This is a genomic window from Hydrogenophaga sp., assembly GCF_025699295.1.
In the GTDB taxonomy this organism is placed as follows: Bacteria; Pseudomonadota; Gammaproteobacteria; order Burkholderiales; family Burkholderiaceae_C; genus Hydrogenophaga.
Window position 1 is genome coordinate 49,366 of record NZ_JAILWB010000022.1, and the last position, 14,722, is coordinate 64,087.

The following is a 14,722-nucleotide window of genomic DNA, read 5'->3' on the forward strand; positions in this document are numbered from 1 at the left end:
CAACTTCCCGTTCGGGCTGAGCTGGTCGAAGCCCCTCCAGGCCCTGCTTCGAACGGGCCAACGCCTGAACCCGTTCCCAGTCCCCGGCAATCAACGCTTCCTTTTGCGCCCTCGACCAGCCTTTGATCCGCTGCTCGAAAGCCAATGCCTCTTCCCGCGTCTCGAACTCACCTTGCCACACCAACTCGACCGGCTTGCGCGTGGCGGTGTATCCGGAGTCGCCGATCTGGTGCTGCAACAGACGTGCCTCCAACTCGTCGGTGTGCCCGGCGTAGTAGGTGCCATCTCGGCACCGCAGAAGGTAGACGTGGAAGGGTTTCACGCGAACGGTGCGGGTGAGGGCTTCGACAGGCTCAGCCCGAACAGGGGAAGGGTTCGACCCGAACGGTGCATACCTCGGGCGAGGCGTGAATGTGTCGGCGCGGCATGCATTCGAATCGCCGTGTCAGGCCGCGCCCAACGCCTTGCGAATCTGCTCCAGCACGTCCTTGGCGCTCGCCGGAATCGGCGTGCCCGGGCCGTAGATGCCCTTCACGCCGGCTTCGTACAGCATCTCGTAATCCTGGCGCGGGATCACACCGCCGACGAAGACGATGATGTCGTCCGCGCCCTGCCTCTTCAGCTCGGCAATGATGGCCGGAACCAGAGTCTTGTGGCCAGCGGCCAGTGTGGAGACGCCCACCGCGTGCACGTCGTTCTCGATCGCCTGGCGCGCGCACTCCTCGGGCGTCTGGAACAGCGGGCCCATGTCGACGTCGAAACCCAGGTCGGCAAAGGCTGTTGCCACCACCTTGGCGCCGCGGTCGTGGCCGTCCTGGCCGAGCTTGCTGATCATCACCCGCGGGCGGCGACCCTGCTGTTCGGCAAAGGCGTTGATTTCGGTCTTTAGGGCTTCCCAGCCCTCGGCGGAATCGTAGGCAGCTGCGTACACACCGGTCACCTTTTGCGTATCGGCGCGGTGGCGCCCGTAAACCTTTTCCAGCGCGTCGCTCACCTCGCCCACGGTGGCGCGCAGGCGCATGGCCTGGATCGACAGATCGAGCAGGTTGCCTTCGCCGCTGTCGGCGGCATCGGTGAGAGCCTGCAGCGCAGCGGCCACCTTCGCCGCATCGCGCGTGGCCCGGATCTGCTTCAGGCGCGCGATCTGCCCCTCGCGCACGGCCACGTTGTCGATGTCGCGCGCCTCGATCGGGTCTTCGCTCGCGAGCTTGTACTTGTTGACGCCGACGATCACGTCCTTGCCCGAATCGATGCGCGCCTGTTTCTCGGCCGCGGCCGCCTCGATCTTGAGCTTGGCCCAGCCGCTGTCCACCGCCTTGGTCATGCCGCCCATGGCCTCGACCTCTTCGATGATGGCCCAGGCCTTGTCGGCCATTTCCTGCGTGAGACTCTCCATCATGTAGCTGCCGGCCCAGGGGTCGACCACATTCGTGATATGGGTCTCTTCCTGGATGATGAGCTGCGTGTTGCGCGCAATGCGCGCGCTGAACTCGGTGGGCAGCGCGATGGCTTCGTCGAACGAGTTGGTGTGCAGCGACTGCGTGCCGCCGAACACCGCCGCCATGGCCTCGATGGCCGTGCGCACCACATTGTTGTAGGGGTCCTGCTCGGTAAGGCTCCAGCCCGAGGTCTGGCAGTGGGTGCGCAGCATCAGGCTCTTGGGGTTCTTTGCGTTGAAGCCCTTCATGATGCGACACCACAAGACGCGAGCGGCCCGCATCTTGGCGATCTCCAGGTAGAAGTTCATGCCGATCGCCCAGAAGAACGAGAGGCGCCCGGCGAAACCGTCCACGTCCATGCCCTTGGCGATCGCCGTCTTCACGTACTCCTTGCCATCGGCCAGCGTGAAGGCCAGTTCCAGCGCCTGGTTGGCGCCGGCTTCCTGCATGTGGTAGCCACTGATGCTGATCGAGTTGAACTTCGGCATGTGCTTCGCCGTGTACTCGATGATGTCGCCGATGATCTTCATCGACGGCTCGGGCGGGAAGATGTAGGTGTTGCGGACCATGAACTCCTTGAGGATGTCGTTCTGGATCGTTCCGCTGAGCTGGTCCTGCCCCACGCCCTGCTCCTCGGCCGCCACCACGTAGCCCGCGAGCACCGGCAGCACCGCGCCGTTCATGGTCATGGACACGCTGACCTTGTCCAGCGGGATCTGGTCGAACAGGATCTTCATGTCCTCCACGCTGTCGATGGCCACGCCGGCCTTGCCCACGTCGCCGGTTACGCGCGGGTGGTCACTGTCATAGCCGCGGTGGGTGGCCAGGTCGAAGGCCACGCTGACACCCTGCCCGCCGGCGGCCAGCGCCTTGCGATAGAAGGCATTGCTTTCCTCGGCGGTGGAGAAGCCCGCGTACTGGCGGATCGTCCACGGGCGCACCGCGTACATGGTGGCCTGCGGGCCCCGGATGAAGGGCTCGAACCCGGGCAAGGTGTTCGCGTGCGGCAGCCCGGCCGTGTCTTCGGCGGTGTAGAGCGGCTTGACGCGGATGCCGTCGGGCGTGACCCAGTCCAGCGCGCCCACATCCCCACCGGGCGCGGAATTGCGGGCGGCACGGACCCAGTCTTCCAGGGTGGCGGGGACGAATTCGGGCTGTTTCTGGCTCATGGCAATGGATCGGTTGGCGGGTTCTGAAACCTCTGGCATTTTACATCATTCATAATTATTGATGCAAAATATTCCGACTGCGATACAATCGGCCGGGTCTGCCGCCCATTGATTGTCCCCATACCGACCATGTCTGCCCAGTCACTCGCGCCCCGCGCCCTGTATGAAGAGGTGGCCGAACTGCTGCGTCAGCGCATCTTCCGCCGCGAGCTGGAGCCCGGCAGCTGGATCGACGAACTCAAGATTGCCGAGGAATACGGCATCAGCCGCACACCCCTGCGCGAAGCGCTCAAGGTGCTGGCTGCCGAGGGCCTGGTGACGATGAAGATGCGGCGCGGCGCCTACGTCACCGAGGTGTCCGAGAAGGACCTGGCCGACGTCTACCACCTGCTCGCCCTGCTGGAGGCCGACGCCGCCGGTGTGGTGGCCGAGCGCGCCACGGCCGATGAGATCGGCACGCTGCAGGCCCTGCACGATGAACTGGAAGCCGCCGTCGATGACCGCGACCGGTTTTTCTCGCTGAATGAACAGTTCCACATGCGCGTGCTCGAACTCGCGCGCAACCGCTGGCGCGAGCAGATGGTGGCCGACCTGCGCAAGGTCATGAAGCTCAACCGCCACAACTCGCTACTCAAGAGCGGGCGCATCCAGGAATCACTGGCCGAGCACCGCGCCATCGTCGCTGCGCTGGCCCAGCGCAACCCTGCGCTCACCGTGCAGCGCATGCGCGAACATTTCCAGAACGGCCTGGAAGCGGCGGCTTGAGGTAGGGACTCCCCCCTGCGCCGCTTTGCGGCTTCCCCCTCTCTGGCGCACCTGCGGCGCTGGGAAGGGGGGTCGGCGTCTTGGGCCGGCGGAGCCGGCCCTTGACGCCCCTGGATTTTCAGGCCGCTTCTGCTTCCAGACCTACATTCGCCTGCGCCATGGCCCACACCTCGCGCGGTGGCAGCGGCTTGAGGCGGTGGTCGCTCCAGATCTGGCGCCAGCGCCGCGCACCGCGCAAGCCATGGCGCAGGCCCAGCATGTGGCGCGCAATGGCATACCAGGGGCAACCGTCTTCCAGGAAAGCGCGTTCCATGTAGCTCACCATCTGCTCTTCCACGGCTTCACGCGTCATGGTGGAGGGCGCTGCGCCGAAGAAGGCTTCGTCCCAGGTGGTGAGCAACCAGGGGTTGTGGTACGCCTCGCGCCCCACCATCACGCCATCGACCAGCCGCAGCTGTTCGGCGATCTGGGCGTTGGTGGTGAAGCCGCCGTTGATGGCGAAAGTGAGCGCGGGAAAGTCCTGCTTGAGCCGGTGCGCCAGCTCGTAGCGCAGCGGCGGCACCTCGCGGTTCTCCTTGGGTGACAGGCCATCGAGCCAGGCGTTGCGCGCGTGCACCATGAACACGCTGCAGCCGGCCTCGCTCACCGTGCCCACGAAATCGCGCACGAAGTCGTAGCTCTCCACGCGGTCGATGCCGATGCGGTGCTTGACCGTCACCGGGATGGACACCGCATCCACCATCGCCTTCACGCCCTCGGCCACGGTCCGGGGCTCGGCCATCAGGCAGGCACCAAAAGCCCCGCGCTGCACGCGGTCGCTCGGGCAACCGCAGTTCAGGTTGATTTCGTCGTAGCCCCACTGCTCGCCCATGCGCGCCGCCTCGGCCAGCTCCTTCGCGTCGCTGCCACCGAGCTGCAGCGCCACCGGATGCTCCTCGGCGTTGAAGCGCAGGTGGCGCTGCACGCTGCCGTGCATGAGCGCGCCGGTGGTCACCATCTCGGTGTACAGCAGCGTGTGCTTCGAGAGCAGGCGGTGCAGGTAGCGGCAATGCCGATCGGTCCAGTCCATCATCGGCGCCACGGACAGGCGCCAGGGGGACGGGGTGGATGAGGTCAGGGACATGCCGCGATTATCCCAGCGCGCAGAAAAAAACCCGCCGCAGCGGGTTTCCGGGAGGCGCAGTGCCCGCAGGCACCGAAGCGCTCACCCCATGTGCAGGCCGCCGTTGACGGAGAAGTCCGCGCCGGTGGCGTAGCCGCCCTCTTCGCTGGCGAGCCAGGCGATGATGGACGCGATCTCGCTGGGCTCGCCCAGGCGCTTGACCGGCACCGTGGCCACGATCTTCTCGAGCACGTCGGGGCGGATGGCCTTGACCATGTCGGTGCCGATGTAGCCCGGGCTCACGGTGTTGACCGTCACGCCCTTGGTGGCGAGTTCCTGTGCCAGCGCCATCGAGAAGCCGTGCATGCCGGCCTTGGCGGCCGAGTAGTTGGTCTGGCCCGCCTGGCCCTTCTCACCGTTGACCGACGAGATGTTGATGATGCGGCCCCAGCCCTTTTCCACCATGTCGGCCACGACCTGCTTGGTCACGTTGAACATGGAGTTCAGGTTGGTCTCGATGACCGCATCCCAGTCCTCGCGGGACATCTTCAGGAACATGCGGTCGCGCGTGATGCCCGCGTTGTTCACCAGCACGTCGATGGTGCCGTGCTCGGCCTTGGTCTTGGTGAAGGCCTCGACGGTGGAATCCCAGTCGCCGACGTTGCCGACTGAGGCGTGGAAGCTGTAACCCTGCGCCTTCTGCTCGTCCAGCCACTTCTTGAAGTCGCGCGTGGGGCCGCAGCCCGCGATGACCGTGAAACCTTCCTTGTGCAGCCGCTGGCAGATGGCCGTGCCGATGCCACCCATGCCGCCGGTGACGTACGCGACTTTCTTGCTCATTTTCCTGTGCTCCTTGTGCCTCTTGGGCGATGTGGCGACCGGAAGGCCCTCCCCTCCGGCAGTCCGTTTTGATTTAACCGTGATTTCAGCGTTCGACCGCGAGGGAAACCCCCATGCCACCACCGATACACAGGGCGGCAAGACCCTTCTTCGCACCACTGCGCTGCATCTCGTGCAGCAGCGTCACCAGAATCCGGCAGCCGGATGCACCGATCGGGTGCCCGATGGCGATCGCGCCCCCGTTGACGTTGACCTTGGTCGGGTCGATGTCCAGCGCCTTGTTGACGGCGCAGGCCTGAGCGGCGAAGGCTTCGTTGAGTTCGAACAGATCCACGTCGCTGGCCTTCCAGCCCGCGCGCGCCAGTGCCTTCTTCGATGCAGGCACCGGGCCCATGCCCATGGTGGCCGGGTCCAGGCCGCTGGTGCCAAAGGCGGCAATGCGTGCCAGCGGCGTGAGCCCCAGCGATGCCGCCTTCTTCGCGGTCATCACCACCACGCCGGCGGCGCCGTCGTTGATGCCAGAAGCATTGCCGGCCGTGACCGAGCCGGCCTTGTCAAAGGCCGGGCGCAGGCCCGCCAGTGCTTCGGCGCTGGTCTTCTTGTTGATGAACTCGTCGGCGTCGAACACCACGGGGTCGCCCTTGCGCTGCGGAATGCTCACGCCCACGATCTCGTCCTTGAACTTGCCCGCGTCCTGCGCGGCGCTGGCCTTCTGCTGGCTGCCCAGGGCGAGCGCATCCTGCGCGTCGCGGCTGATGCCATGTTCCTTGGCCACGTTCTCGGCCGTGATGCCCATGTGGTACTGGTTGTAGACGTCCCACAGGCCGTCAACGATCATGGTGTCGGTCATCTTCCAGTCGCCCATGCGCTGGCCGTCGCGGCTGCCGTTGAGCACGTGCGGCGCGGCGCTCATGTTCTCCTGGCCCCCGGCGATCACGATCTCGCTGTCGCCCCAGGCCACGGCCTGCGCCGCCAGCATCACGGCCTTGAGCCCCGAGCCGCACACGGCGTTGATGGTGAGCGCGGGCGTTTCCTTGGCCAGACCGGCCTTCATCATGGCCTGGCGCGCCGGATTCTGGCCCACGCCCGCGGCCAGCACCTGGCCCATGATCACTTCACCAATGGCATCGGCCGGCAGGCCGCTTCGCGCCAGCAGCTCCTTGATGACGATGCTGCCCAGTTCGGTGGCGGGCGTTTTGGCGAGCGAGCCGCCGAATTTGCCCACGGCGGTGCGGGCGGCTGAAACGATGACGATGTCTTCCATGGGGTTCTCCTTGATGATGAGCCGTTTCTCCCGTTCGCCCTGAGCCTGTCGAAGGGCATCCAGCGGTGCTGGTGAGGCTTCGACAGGCTCAGCCCGAACGGAAATCCTTGAGTGATGCCTAGGCTTTTGCTTTCACGTACCGACCCGGCGCGGGCTCGATCGCGGCATAGGCCTTGCCCCTGCCATAGGTCTTGGGCGCGGCGATCTGCTTGCCCGCCAGCGGCTTGAGCCAGGCGGACCAGTCGGTCCACCAGCTGCCCGGGTGTTCGGTGGCACTGGCTATCCAGTCCTTCACGTCGGCGGGGAATTTGCCGGCCGGGCCGATCCAGTGGCTGCGCTTGCCCTTGCTCGCGGGGTTGATCACGCCAGCGATGTGCCCCGAGGCACCCATCACGAAGCGCTTCTTGCCCGGGAATACCTGCGTGCTGCCGTAGGCGCCACCAATAGGCACGATGTGGTCCTCGCGCGAGCCATAGATGTAGACCGGTAGCTTGACCTTGCGGAAGTCGATCTTCTCGCCGCAGACCTTTACCTTGCCGGGCTTGATCAGGTTGTTCTCCAGATACATCTGGCGCAGGTACCAGGCGTAGTACGGGCCCGGCAGATTGGTGCTGTCGGAATTCCAGTACAGCAGATCGAACGGCGGCGGTGTCTCGCCCTTGAGGTAGTTGCCCACGACGTAGTTCCACACAAGGTCGTTCGGACGCAGAAAGCTGAAGGTGGTGGCCAGGTCGCGTCCGGGCATCAGCCCACCCTGGGCGAACTGCATCTCGCGGTACTTGACGAAGTTCTCGTCAATGAACACATCGAGGATGCCCGTGTCACTGAAATCGAGGAGCGTGGTGAGCAGGGTGGCGCTGTGCACGGGCTCCTCGCCCCGAGCAGCCAGCACCGCCAGCGCCGTGCCCAGCATGGTGCCGCCGACGCAGAACCCCAGTGCGTTGATGGTCTCGGCGCTGGTGATGTCCTGCGTGACCGCGATGGCCTTTATCACCGCGTCCTCGATGTATTCGTCCCAGGTCTTGTTCGCCAGCGATTCATCGGGGTTGCGCCAGCTCACCACAAAGGTGCGGTGGCCCTGCTCCACGCAGTAGCGGATCAGCGAGTTCTCGGGCTGCAGATCGAGAATGTAGAACTTGTTGATGCACGGCGGCACCAGCAGGAAGGGCCGCTCGTACACCTTGGCGGTGAGGGGTTTGTACTCGATGAGCTGGAACAGTTCGTTCTCGAACACCACCGCGCCTTCGGTGGTTGCAACGTTCCTGCCAACTTCGAACACGCTCTCGTCGGTCATGGACACATGGCCCTGCTTGATGTCGTGCAGCAGGTTGGCCACGCCTTTGGCGATGCTCTCGCCCTGGGTATCGATGGCCTTTTGCTGCGCCTCGGCGTTGAAGGCGAGGAAGTTGCTCGGCGCGCTCGCGTCGATCCACTGCTGCACGGCGAAGCGCACGCGCGACCGGGTCTTGGCGTCGCCCTGCACCGCGTCGGCCAGGGACATGAGTGTGCGCGCGTTGAGCAGGTAGGCCGCGGCGGCAAAGGCCGCCACGGGGTTGCTGGCCCAGGCGTCCGAGGCAAAACGGCGATCACCCGCGGGTTTCACGTTCGGCCCCTGATTCCACAAGCCCGCCACCTCCTTGAGGTAACCGTTCTGGATCTCGAGCAACTGCGCCGGATCGAAGCTCACTGGCTGGCCATTGTTGGCCTGGTTGAACAATTCGCCCATGGCGGGCAGGCCAGGCAATGCCGCTGCGCCGCCGGGCATGGCCATGCCGAAGGGGTTGGCGGCGCCGGACTGCGGCATGAAGGCCTTGAAGGCGGCGAATGGGTCGCTGGCAGCGGACTGCGCCGCCGCACCGGGAAAGGCCTGGGCCATCCGGGTCCATTGCTCGATAAGGTTCTGCTGGAACTGTTGCGCGGTGTCCAGCCATTCGTTTGGGGGGGTCTTTCCCGATGTCATGCTGGTCTCCTGGGGTGTGGCCTGCGCCTTAAACTGGGCATCTCAGGGAGGGAATCCGGCCCTCCCCATCTCGGCATGGCGGTTTCCAAGGCGCGCACATGCGTTTTCCCGGGTTGCAAGGAATGTCGTGTATCTGGTGGTGATTGGTTGGATGTATGTGGTGCTCATGATGTCGGTGGCCGAAGCGACCAACACCACGGGCTCTGTGCTTGGAGCCATTGTGACCTTTTTTCTTTACGGTTTGCTGCCGGTGGCACTGGTGGTTTACCTGATGCGCGCGCCGCAGCGGCGCAAGGCCATCAAGGCACGCGAAGCGGCTGAGCTGCAGGCGCTGGGGGGAACACAGGCTTCAGCCGATCCAGGCGCAAGCGGCCATGCGGCCGGTGCTGCCGAGGATGAGCGCATCGCGCCGGTGCGAAAAGAACCGTAAGCGCTGCGTGACGGTGCACCACGCGGCGCTACCGTCGTTGCCATGCACGTCGGTGATGCCGGTCGCCGCGAGCCGACGCCGCGCCAGTGCCGGCAGGTCGGCCAGGAACTTGCCCTTGCCGAGTGGCCAGAAGTGCGCAGCCGCCGCGGATTCGATCGCGACAAACGCCTCGCACACTTCGGCCCCGACTTCGAAGGCCCGTGGCCCGATGCAGGGGCCGAGCCAGGCCATGATCTCGCCTTCACCCGCGGCTTCGCGCAAGACGGTCACGGTGGCTTCGATCACACCACTCGCCAGGCCACGCCAGCCGGCATGGGCTGCGGCCACCACCGTGCCGGACGCATGCGCAAACAGCACAGGCAGGCAATCGGCCACCATGATGGTCGCGGCCAGGCCAGGCCCCTGCACCACGCAGCCGTCGGCCTCGGTGCCATCGGGGGTGTCGGGTGCCAGCCGCACGACCCGCGTGCCATGCACCTGCCGCAGGAACACCGGGCGCGCAGGCGCGGTGAAGGCGGCCAGGCGTTCGCGGTTGCCCGCCACGGCCAGTGGCTCGTCGCGCACATGGTCACCGAGGTTGAAGCTGTCGAAAGGCGCCACCGACAGGCCTCCCTCGCGGGTGGTGAAAACCGCGCGCACGCCCGGCGGAGCAGGCCAGTCCGGGACGATGCCGTCGGCGGCCAGCAACATCAGGCTTCTGCGTCGGGGCAGGCCGAAGGTTGCGCCTGCTGGAATGCGGGCAGTGCCATGCAGGCCTCGAATGCTGCCATGGTGCGTGGCAGGCCGCTGAAATCGGTGTTGAAACGCTGGCCATTGAAGATCTGCGGCACCAGGCAGCAGTCGGCCATGGTCGGCGTGTCGCCGAAGCAATAGGTGGATGCCGGCAGCAGCGCGAGCTGGCGCTCGAACGATTCGAGCCCGGTGCGCACCCAGTGGCGGTACCAGGTGTTCTTGGCCTCTTCCTCGACCTTGAGCTCGCGCACCAGGTACTTGAGCACGCGCAGGTTGTTGACGGGGTGGATCTCGCAAGACACGATCTGCGACAACGCCCGTACGCGCGCACGACCCAGCGCGTCCCTGGGCAGCAGTGCCGGTGCGGGCTGCACCTCGTCGAGGTACTCGATGATCGCCATCGACTGCGTCAGGCGCGTGCCATCGTCGAGTTCGAGCAGCGGCACCAGGCCTTCGACGGCCATGTCGGTGAAGGCCGGCAGCTTGTGGTCGCCGCGTGCGATGTGCACGGGTACGTAGTCGTAGGCCATGCCCTTGAGCGCGAGCGCGATGCGCACACGGAATGAGGCCGAGGAGCGGAAGTAGTTGTGGAGCTTCATGGGGACCAAGGATAAACCGGAAGGGCCTCCAGGGCCCTGCGCACCTCCTTGCGCGCACAGATGGCCGCGCCGCTCAGGCGTCCCGGGGCGGCTGAGGGGCAGGCGTTTGCAACATGCGGCCCAGCAGATCCATGGGCAGCGGGAAGACGATGGTCGACGCGCGGTCCCCGGCCACCTGCGTCATGGTCTGCAAGTAGCGAAGCTGCATGGCCTCGGGCTGGTGCGACAGCATCTGCGCCGCTTCCAGCAGCGCCACCGCTGCCTGCTTCTCGCCCTCGGCGTGGATCACCTTGGCACGGCGCTCGCGTTCTGCCTCGGCCTGGCGGGCAATGGCCCGGATCATGGATTCGTTGAGATCGATGTGCTTGATCTCCACGTTCGTCACCTTCACGCCCCATGCGCCGGTCTGGGCATCCAGGATCTGCTGCACGTCCATGTTGAGGCGCTCGCGCTCGGCCAGCATCTCGTCGAGTTCGTGCTTGCCCAGCACCACGCGCAGCGTGGTCTGGGCCAGCTGGCTGGTCGCCATGAGGAAGTTCTCCACCTGGATGATGGCCTTGTCGGGTTCCACCACGCGGAAGAAGATCACGGCGTTGACCTTGACCGACACGTTGTCGCGCGAAATCACGTCCTGCGGCGGCACGTCCATCGTGACCACACGCAGGTCGACCCGCACCATCTGCTGCAGGCCGGGAATGACGATCACCAGGCCCGGGCCCTTGACCTTCCAGAACCGGCCCAACTGGAACACGACGCCGCGCTCGTACTCGCGCAGGATGCGAAAGGAAGAGGCCAGAAGAATCAGGACGACAGGCACGAGGATGGTGCCGATGCCCAGGTTGAAATCAAACATCACGTGGTTCTCCTTCGAAAGGTGCTGTTGCGTCGGGCGGGCTCCCGGGATCGGGCGCCACCTCCAGCACCAGGTTGTGCATGCCCTTCACGCGCACGCGCTGGCCGGGCTGCAAGGGGGCGTCGCTGCGCACCTGCCAGCGTTCACCCTGCACCTGCGCCCAGGCCTGTGAGCCCACCACGTGCAGCACCTCGCCGCACGCACCCACCAGGGACTCCTGCCCGCTGACCACGGGTGCGCGGCGTGCCCGCAGGGCCATGCCCCCCCCCAGCAGCACGCCGGCGCCCGCCACGATCGACAGCCCGAAGATCAGCGGCAGCGGCACCCCCATGCCGGGCACGTCGCGGTCGAACAGCAGCAGGCCTCCGGCCATGAAAGCCACGATGCCACCCACGCCCAGCACCCCGAACGACGGCGACAGCAGTTCGGCGGCCAGCAGCGCGAAGCCGAGCAGGATCAGGCCCAGCGCGGCGTAGTTCACGGGCAGAAGCTGGAGCGAGAACAGGGCCAGCAGCAGGCAGATCGCGCCGACCGTGCCCGGGATGCCGAAGCCCGGCGACGAAAACTCGAACAGCAGGCCATAGAAACCGATCATGAGCAGGATCAGCGCCAGGCTGGGGTTGGCGATCACGCCCAGCAACCGGTGGCGCCAGTCGGGCGGATGCGTCTCGATGGACAGGCCCTGGGTGGCCAGTCGCTGTTCACCGCTGGCCATGCGCACGTTGCGGCCGTGAATCTGCCGCAGCAGATCCGGGATGTCCGTCGCCACCACGTCCACCACCTCCTGGCTCAACGCCTCGGCGGCCGTCAGGCTCACGGCCTCGCGCACGGCCTGCTCGGCCCACTGCGCGTTGCGCCCGCGCTGCTCAGCCAGTCCCCGGATGAAAGCTGCAGCGTCGTTCACACGCTTGGCGGTCATGGTGTCCATAGGTGAGGTCCTGCTGTTGCTGTCGCCGTCCGACGGCTCACCCTCGCGGGACTCGGGCCGGGGGGCGTCTCCGGGTGGGCGCGGCACACCCGGCATGCCGATGGCCACCGGCGTGGCCGCCCCCAGCGTGGTCGCCGGCGCCATCGCAGCGATATGACTGGCATAGAGGATGTAGGTGCCAGCACTGGCCGCGCGCGCGCCCTGCGGACTCACGTAGGTGGCCACGGGCACGGGCGAGGCCAGGATGGCCTGGATGATCTGGCGCATGGCGCTGTCCAGGCCACCCGGCGTGTCCAGCACCAGCACCACAAGGGACGCACCGCTGTCGCGGGCCTGGTCGATGCCGCGCACGACATAGTCGGCACTCGCCGGACCGATGGCGCCTTCGATGCTCAACACCCGGGCCGACGACGCGGCGTGCACCGGCATCGCAAGACCTGCCCAGCCCAGCAGAAGGCACAACAGCCAGCGCGACAACAGGCGCAGCGGCACACGACGGCCTGTGGCGCTGAAGGGAAAACCTCCAGACGCCATGGCACATACCGTGGCGCGGCTCGTCCGCATGGCACCTCCGCAAGGGACCGGGAGGAGCCAGTTTAGGCCGATGCACCGCCGGGCACAAACGCCCGCGCGGCGCGGCCCTGCCCGCGCCGTGGATGCCCTCAGGCGCTCAGCGCAGGGTAATCGGTATAGCCCTTCTCGCCACCGCCATAGAAGGTGGTGCGGTCGGGCGGGTTGTAGGGGCCACCCTGCTTCAGTCGCTCCACCAGATCGGGGTTGGCGATGTAGGTCTTGCCGAAGGCCACGAGATCGGCGCCTTCGGCCAGGGCGTCCTGCGCCAGTGAGAGGTCGTAGCCGTTGTTGACCATCCAGGCGCCTTCACCACCAGCGGCGCGGTAGGCCGCGCGCAGGGCCGCGTAGTCGAAGGGGCGATCGGGTACCTCGCGCGGGCCGCCGGTGGCGCCTTCGATGACGTGCACGTAGGCCAGATCCAGCGGCGCGAGTTCGCGCAGCACATGAGTGAACAGCGGCTGCGGGTCGGCGTCGATCACGTCGTTGGCCGGCGTCACCGGCGAGAGGCGGATGCCGGCGCGCCCACCGCCGATCGCATCCGTGACGGCGCGCACGACCTCGAGCAGCAGGCGCGCGCGGTTCTCGATGGATCCACCATAAGCGTCGGTGCGACGGTTGCTGCCGGTCTTGAGGAACTGGTCGATCAGGTAACCATTCGCCGCGTGGATTTCCACGCCGTCAAAGCCCGCTTCGATGGCCGCGAGCGCGGCCCGGCGGTAGTCGTCGACGATGCCGGGAAGTTCGTCGATGTCGAGCGCGCGCGGCTCGGAGGTTTCCACGAAGGTAGGCACGCCGTCCTTGATGAGCACGGTCTTGGTCTTGGCGCGGATGGCCGAAGGCGCAACCGGCGCGCCACCGCCGGGTTGCAGCTCGGTGTGCGAGACGCGCCCCACGTGCCAGAGCTGGGTGACGATCCTGCCACCCGCCGCGTGCACCGCGGCGGTCACGCGCTGCCAGCCGGCGATTTGCTCCGGCGCATACAGGCCGGGCACGTCGGCATAACCCTGGCCCTGGTGGCTGATGGCTGTGGCCTCGGTGATCAGCAGGCCGGCGCTGGCACGCTGGCCGTAGTAGGTCGCCATCAGCGCCGTGGGCACAGCGTTGGGTGCGCGGTTGCGCGTCAGCGGCGCCATGACGATGCGGTTGGCCAGCGCGATATCGCCAGCGGTGAAGGGGTCGAACAGGCGCGTCATGTCGGGCGTGAAGAGGTGGACGGAGCAGGCCATTGTGCGCAGCCGGTCCACCCCAGCCCTCTGTGACCGGAAAAAGTCCCCGCCATCGCAAGGACGTTCACGGGCCTCGCGCAGCAGGCCCCGTGTTGTGCTGGGCGACCCGCGTTCAGCCCACCACAAGGCGGATGACCGGCATCACCCGCTCGGACTCGGCGCGCCGCTCCAGCGCCAGGCGCATGTTCATCTGCGCCACTTCGGTGTGCTCTACCGCCAGCGCCTGCGCTCGGGCGCCTTCACCGCGCCGCAGCGCGTCGAACAGCATGTGGTGCTGGCGGTGCGCGTACAGCATCCAGTCGCGGTCCAGCGCCACCGTGCCCTGCATCGGCAGCATGGCCGAAGCGGGCGCGAAAGGCAGCTTGTCGTTGAGTTCCACCGCGCGCTGCAGGGCGCGGTTGCCGCTGGCCTCGAGGATGAGCGCGTGGAAGCGGTCGTTCATCAGCGCGTAGGCGGCATAGCTCTCGATAGTCAGCGGGTTGTCGGCCAGCAGGCGGTCGCCCTCCTCCAGCACAGCCTGCAGATGGCCCTGCAGCTGGCGCGAGACACCGTGCTCGGCCACCAGTCGCGCGGCCATGCCTTCCAGGTGCCCGCGCACCGCGATCGCGTCGGTCACTTCCTGCGCGGTGAACTGGCGCACCAGGTACTTGCCGGTCTCGTTGGCCTCCACCAGTCCCTCCTGCTCCAGCGTCACCAGCGCGGCGCGCACCGGCGTGCGCGAGGCACCCAGGCGCTCGGCGAGTTGCTGTTCGGCCAGGCGTTGCCCGGGCTCGAACTGCCCGCTCAGGATCAGGTCGCGCAGTTGCATCAAAACGGTGTCTTGCAGGTTCATGGCACAAACT

Annotated in this window: 13 protein-coding genes and 1 pseudogene; 2 read left to right on the forward strand and 12 right to left on the reverse strand. The window is 66.6% G+C overall.

What is annotated here, in order from left to right; translation table 11 throughout:
* Window positions 1-112: 112 nt before the first annotated feature.
* Both K5880_RS19970 and scpA read right to left on the reverse strand, forming a co-directional pair.
* A pseudogene (locus tag K5880_RS19970) lies at window positions 113-322 on the reverse strand (GIY-YIG nuclease family protein); the annotation flags it as partial.
* 123 nt (window positions 323-445) lie between these two features.
* Window positions 446-2,608 (reverse strand): methylmalonyl-CoA mutase, encoded by a 2,163-nt coding sequence (gene scpA, locus K5880_RS19975; RefSeq protein WP_297656581.1) that lies wholly within the window; start codon window positions 2,606-2,608, stop codon window positions 446-448.
* A 129-nt stretch (window positions 2,609-2,737) separates the two neighbouring features.
* Between scpA and K5880_RS19980 the strand changes: the two genes are divergently transcribed.
* The gene (locus tag K5880_RS19980; RefSeq protein ID WP_297656584.1) at window positions 2,738-3,373 is read left to right on the forward strand and encodes a GntR family transcriptional regulator; all 636 of its coding nucleotides are present in this window, start codon (window positions 2,738-2,740) and stop codon (window positions 3,371-3,373) included.
* Between the two features lie 118 nt (window positions 3,374-3,491).
* Here K5880_RS19980 and dusA read toward each other — a convergent pair whose 3' ends face one another.
* The 4 genes from dusA to phaC all read right to left on the reverse strand — a co-directional run bounded on the left by dusA (window position 3,492) and on the right by phaC (window position 8,539).
* Window positions 3,492-4,496, reverse strand: coding sequence for a tRNA dihydrouridine(20/20a) synthase DusA (dusA, locus tag K5880_RS19985; protein WP_297656587.1), 1,005 nt, complete (start codon window positions 4,494-4,496; stop codon window positions 3,492-3,494).
* Window positions 4,497-4,577: 81 nt separating this feature from the next.
* Window positions 4,578-5,315 carry an acetoacetyl-CoA reductase gene (phbB, locus tag K5880_RS19990; RefSeq protein WP_297656592.1) on the reverse strand — a complete coding sequence of 246 codons (738 nt, stop codon included), beginning with the start codon at window positions 5,313-5,315 and terminating at the stop codon, window positions 4,578-4,580.
* An 85-nt stretch (window positions 5,316-5,400) separates the two neighbouring features.
* Window positions 5,401-6,579, reverse strand: coding sequence for an acetyl-CoA C-acetyltransferase (locus tag K5880_RS19995; RefSeq protein ID WP_297656595.1), 1,179 nt, complete (start codon window positions 6,577-6,579; stop codon window positions 5,401-5,403).
* A gap of 118 nt (window positions 6,580-6,697) precedes the next feature.
* On the reverse strand, window positions 6,698-8,539 hold the full coding sequence (phaC, locus tag K5880_RS20000; protein ID WP_297656599.1) for a class I poly(R)-hydroxyalkanoic acid synthase: 1,842 nt from the start codon (window positions 8,537-8,539) through the stop codon (window positions 6,698-6,700).
* Between the two features lie 127 nt (window positions 8,540-8,666).
* On the opposite strand from phaC, the gene K5880_RS20005 reads away from it, so the two are divergent.
* Window positions 8,667-8,969: a hypothetical protein gene (locus K5880_RS20005; protein WP_297656602.1), complete on the forward strand. Its 303-nt coding sequence runs from the start codon at window positions 8,667-8,669 to the stop codon at window positions 8,967-8,969.
* On the opposite strand, the gene pgeF is transcribed toward K5880_RS20005, so the two are convergent.
* From pgeF to K5880_RS20035, 6 genes are all read right to left on the reverse strand, one after another.
* A complete protein-coding gene (pgeF, locus tag K5880_RS20010) occupies window positions 8,889-9,659 on the reverse strand; it encodes a peptidoglycan editing factor PgeF (protein WP_297656605.1) in 771 nt (256 codons plus the stop codon). The two genes, K5880_RS20005 and pgeF, sit on opposite strands and share 81 nt — an antisense overlap.
* The gene (gene maiA, locus K5880_RS20015) at window positions 9,659-10,300 is read right to left on the reverse strand and encodes a maleylacetoacetate isomerase (protein ID WP_297656608.1); all 642 of its coding nucleotides are present in this window, start codon (window positions 10,298-10,300) and stop codon (window positions 9,659-9,661) included. The genes pgeF and maiA overlap by 1 nt, the downstream gene beginning before the upstream one ends.
* A 73-nt stretch (window positions 10,301-10,373) precedes the next feature.
* Window positions 10,374-11,153: a slipin family protein gene (locus K5880_RS20020; protein ID WP_297656610.1), complete on the reverse strand. Its 780-nt coding sequence runs from the start codon at window positions 11,151-11,153 to the stop codon at window positions 10,374-10,376.
* On the reverse strand, window positions 11,146-12,645 hold the full coding sequence (locus K5880_RS20025; protein ID WP_297656613.1) for a nodulation protein NfeD: 1,500 nt from the start codon (window positions 12,643-12,645) through the stop codon (window positions 11,146-11,148). The genes K5880_RS20020 and K5880_RS20025 overlap by 8 nt, the downstream gene beginning before the upstream one ends.
* 98 nt (window positions 12,646-12,743) lie before the next feature.
* A complete protein-coding gene (locus tag K5880_RS20030) occupies window positions 12,744-13,847 on the reverse strand; it encodes an alkene reductase (protein WP_297656676.1) in 1,104 nt (367 codons plus the stop codon).
* A gap of 145 nt (window positions 13,848-13,992) precedes the next feature.
* On the reverse strand, window positions 13,993-14,712 hold the full coding sequence (locus K5880_RS20035) for a GntR family transcriptional regulator (protein WP_297656616.1): 720 nt from the start codon (window positions 14,710-14,712) through the stop codon (window positions 13,993-13,995).
* Window positions 14,713-14,722 lie beyond the last annotated feature (10 nt).

Excerpts from the sequence above, each read along its gene's own strand:
- scpA (WP_297656581.1), bottom strand. The coding sequence starts at position 2,608 with ATGAGCCAGAAACAGCCCGAATTCGTCCCCGCCACCCTGGAAGACTGG.
- K5880_RS19980 (WP_297656584.1), top strand. The coding sequence starts at position 2,738 with ATGTCTGCCCAGTCACTCGCGCCCCGCGCCCTGTATGAAGAGGTGGCC.
- dusA (WP_297656587.1), bottom strand. The coding sequence starts at position 4,496 with ATGTCCCTGACCTCATCCACCCCGTCCCCCTGGCGCCTGTCCGTGGCG.
- phbB (WP_297656592.1), bottom strand. The coding sequence starts at position 5,315 with ATGAGCAAGAAAGTCGCGTACGTCACCGGCGGCATGGGTGGCATCGGC.
- K5880_RS19995 (WP_297656595.1), bottom strand. The coding sequence starts at position 6,579 with ATGGAAGACATCGTCATCGTTTCAGCCGCCCGCACCGCCGTGGGCAAA.
- phaC (WP_297656599.1), bottom strand. The coding sequence starts at position 8,539 with ATGACATCGGGAAAGACCCCCCCAAACGAATGGCTGGACACCGCGCAA.
- pgeF (WP_297656605.1), bottom strand. The coding sequence starts at position 9,659 with ATGTTGCTGGCCGCCGACGGCATCGTCCCGGACTGGCCTGCTCCGCCG.
- maiA (WP_297656608.1), bottom strand. The coding sequence starts at position 10,300 with ATGAAGCTCCACAACTACTTCCGCTCCTCGGCCTCATTCCGTGTGCGC.
- K5880_RS20020 (WP_297656610.1), bottom strand. The coding sequence starts at position 11,153 with ATGTTTGATTTCAACCTGGGCATCGGCACCATCCTCGTGCCTGTCGTC.
- K5880_RS20025 (WP_297656613.1), bottom strand. The coding sequence starts at position 12,645 with ATGCGGACGAGCCGCGCCACGGTATGTGCCATGGCGTCTGGAGGTTTT.
- K5880_RS20030 (WP_297656676.1), bottom strand. The coding sequence starts at position 13,847 with ATGACGCGCCTGTTCGACCCCTTCACCGCTGGCGATATCGCGCTGGCC.
- K5880_RS20035 (WP_297656616.1), bottom strand. The coding sequence starts at position 14,712 with ATGAACCTGCAAGACACCGTTTTGATGCAACTGCGCGACCTGATCCTG.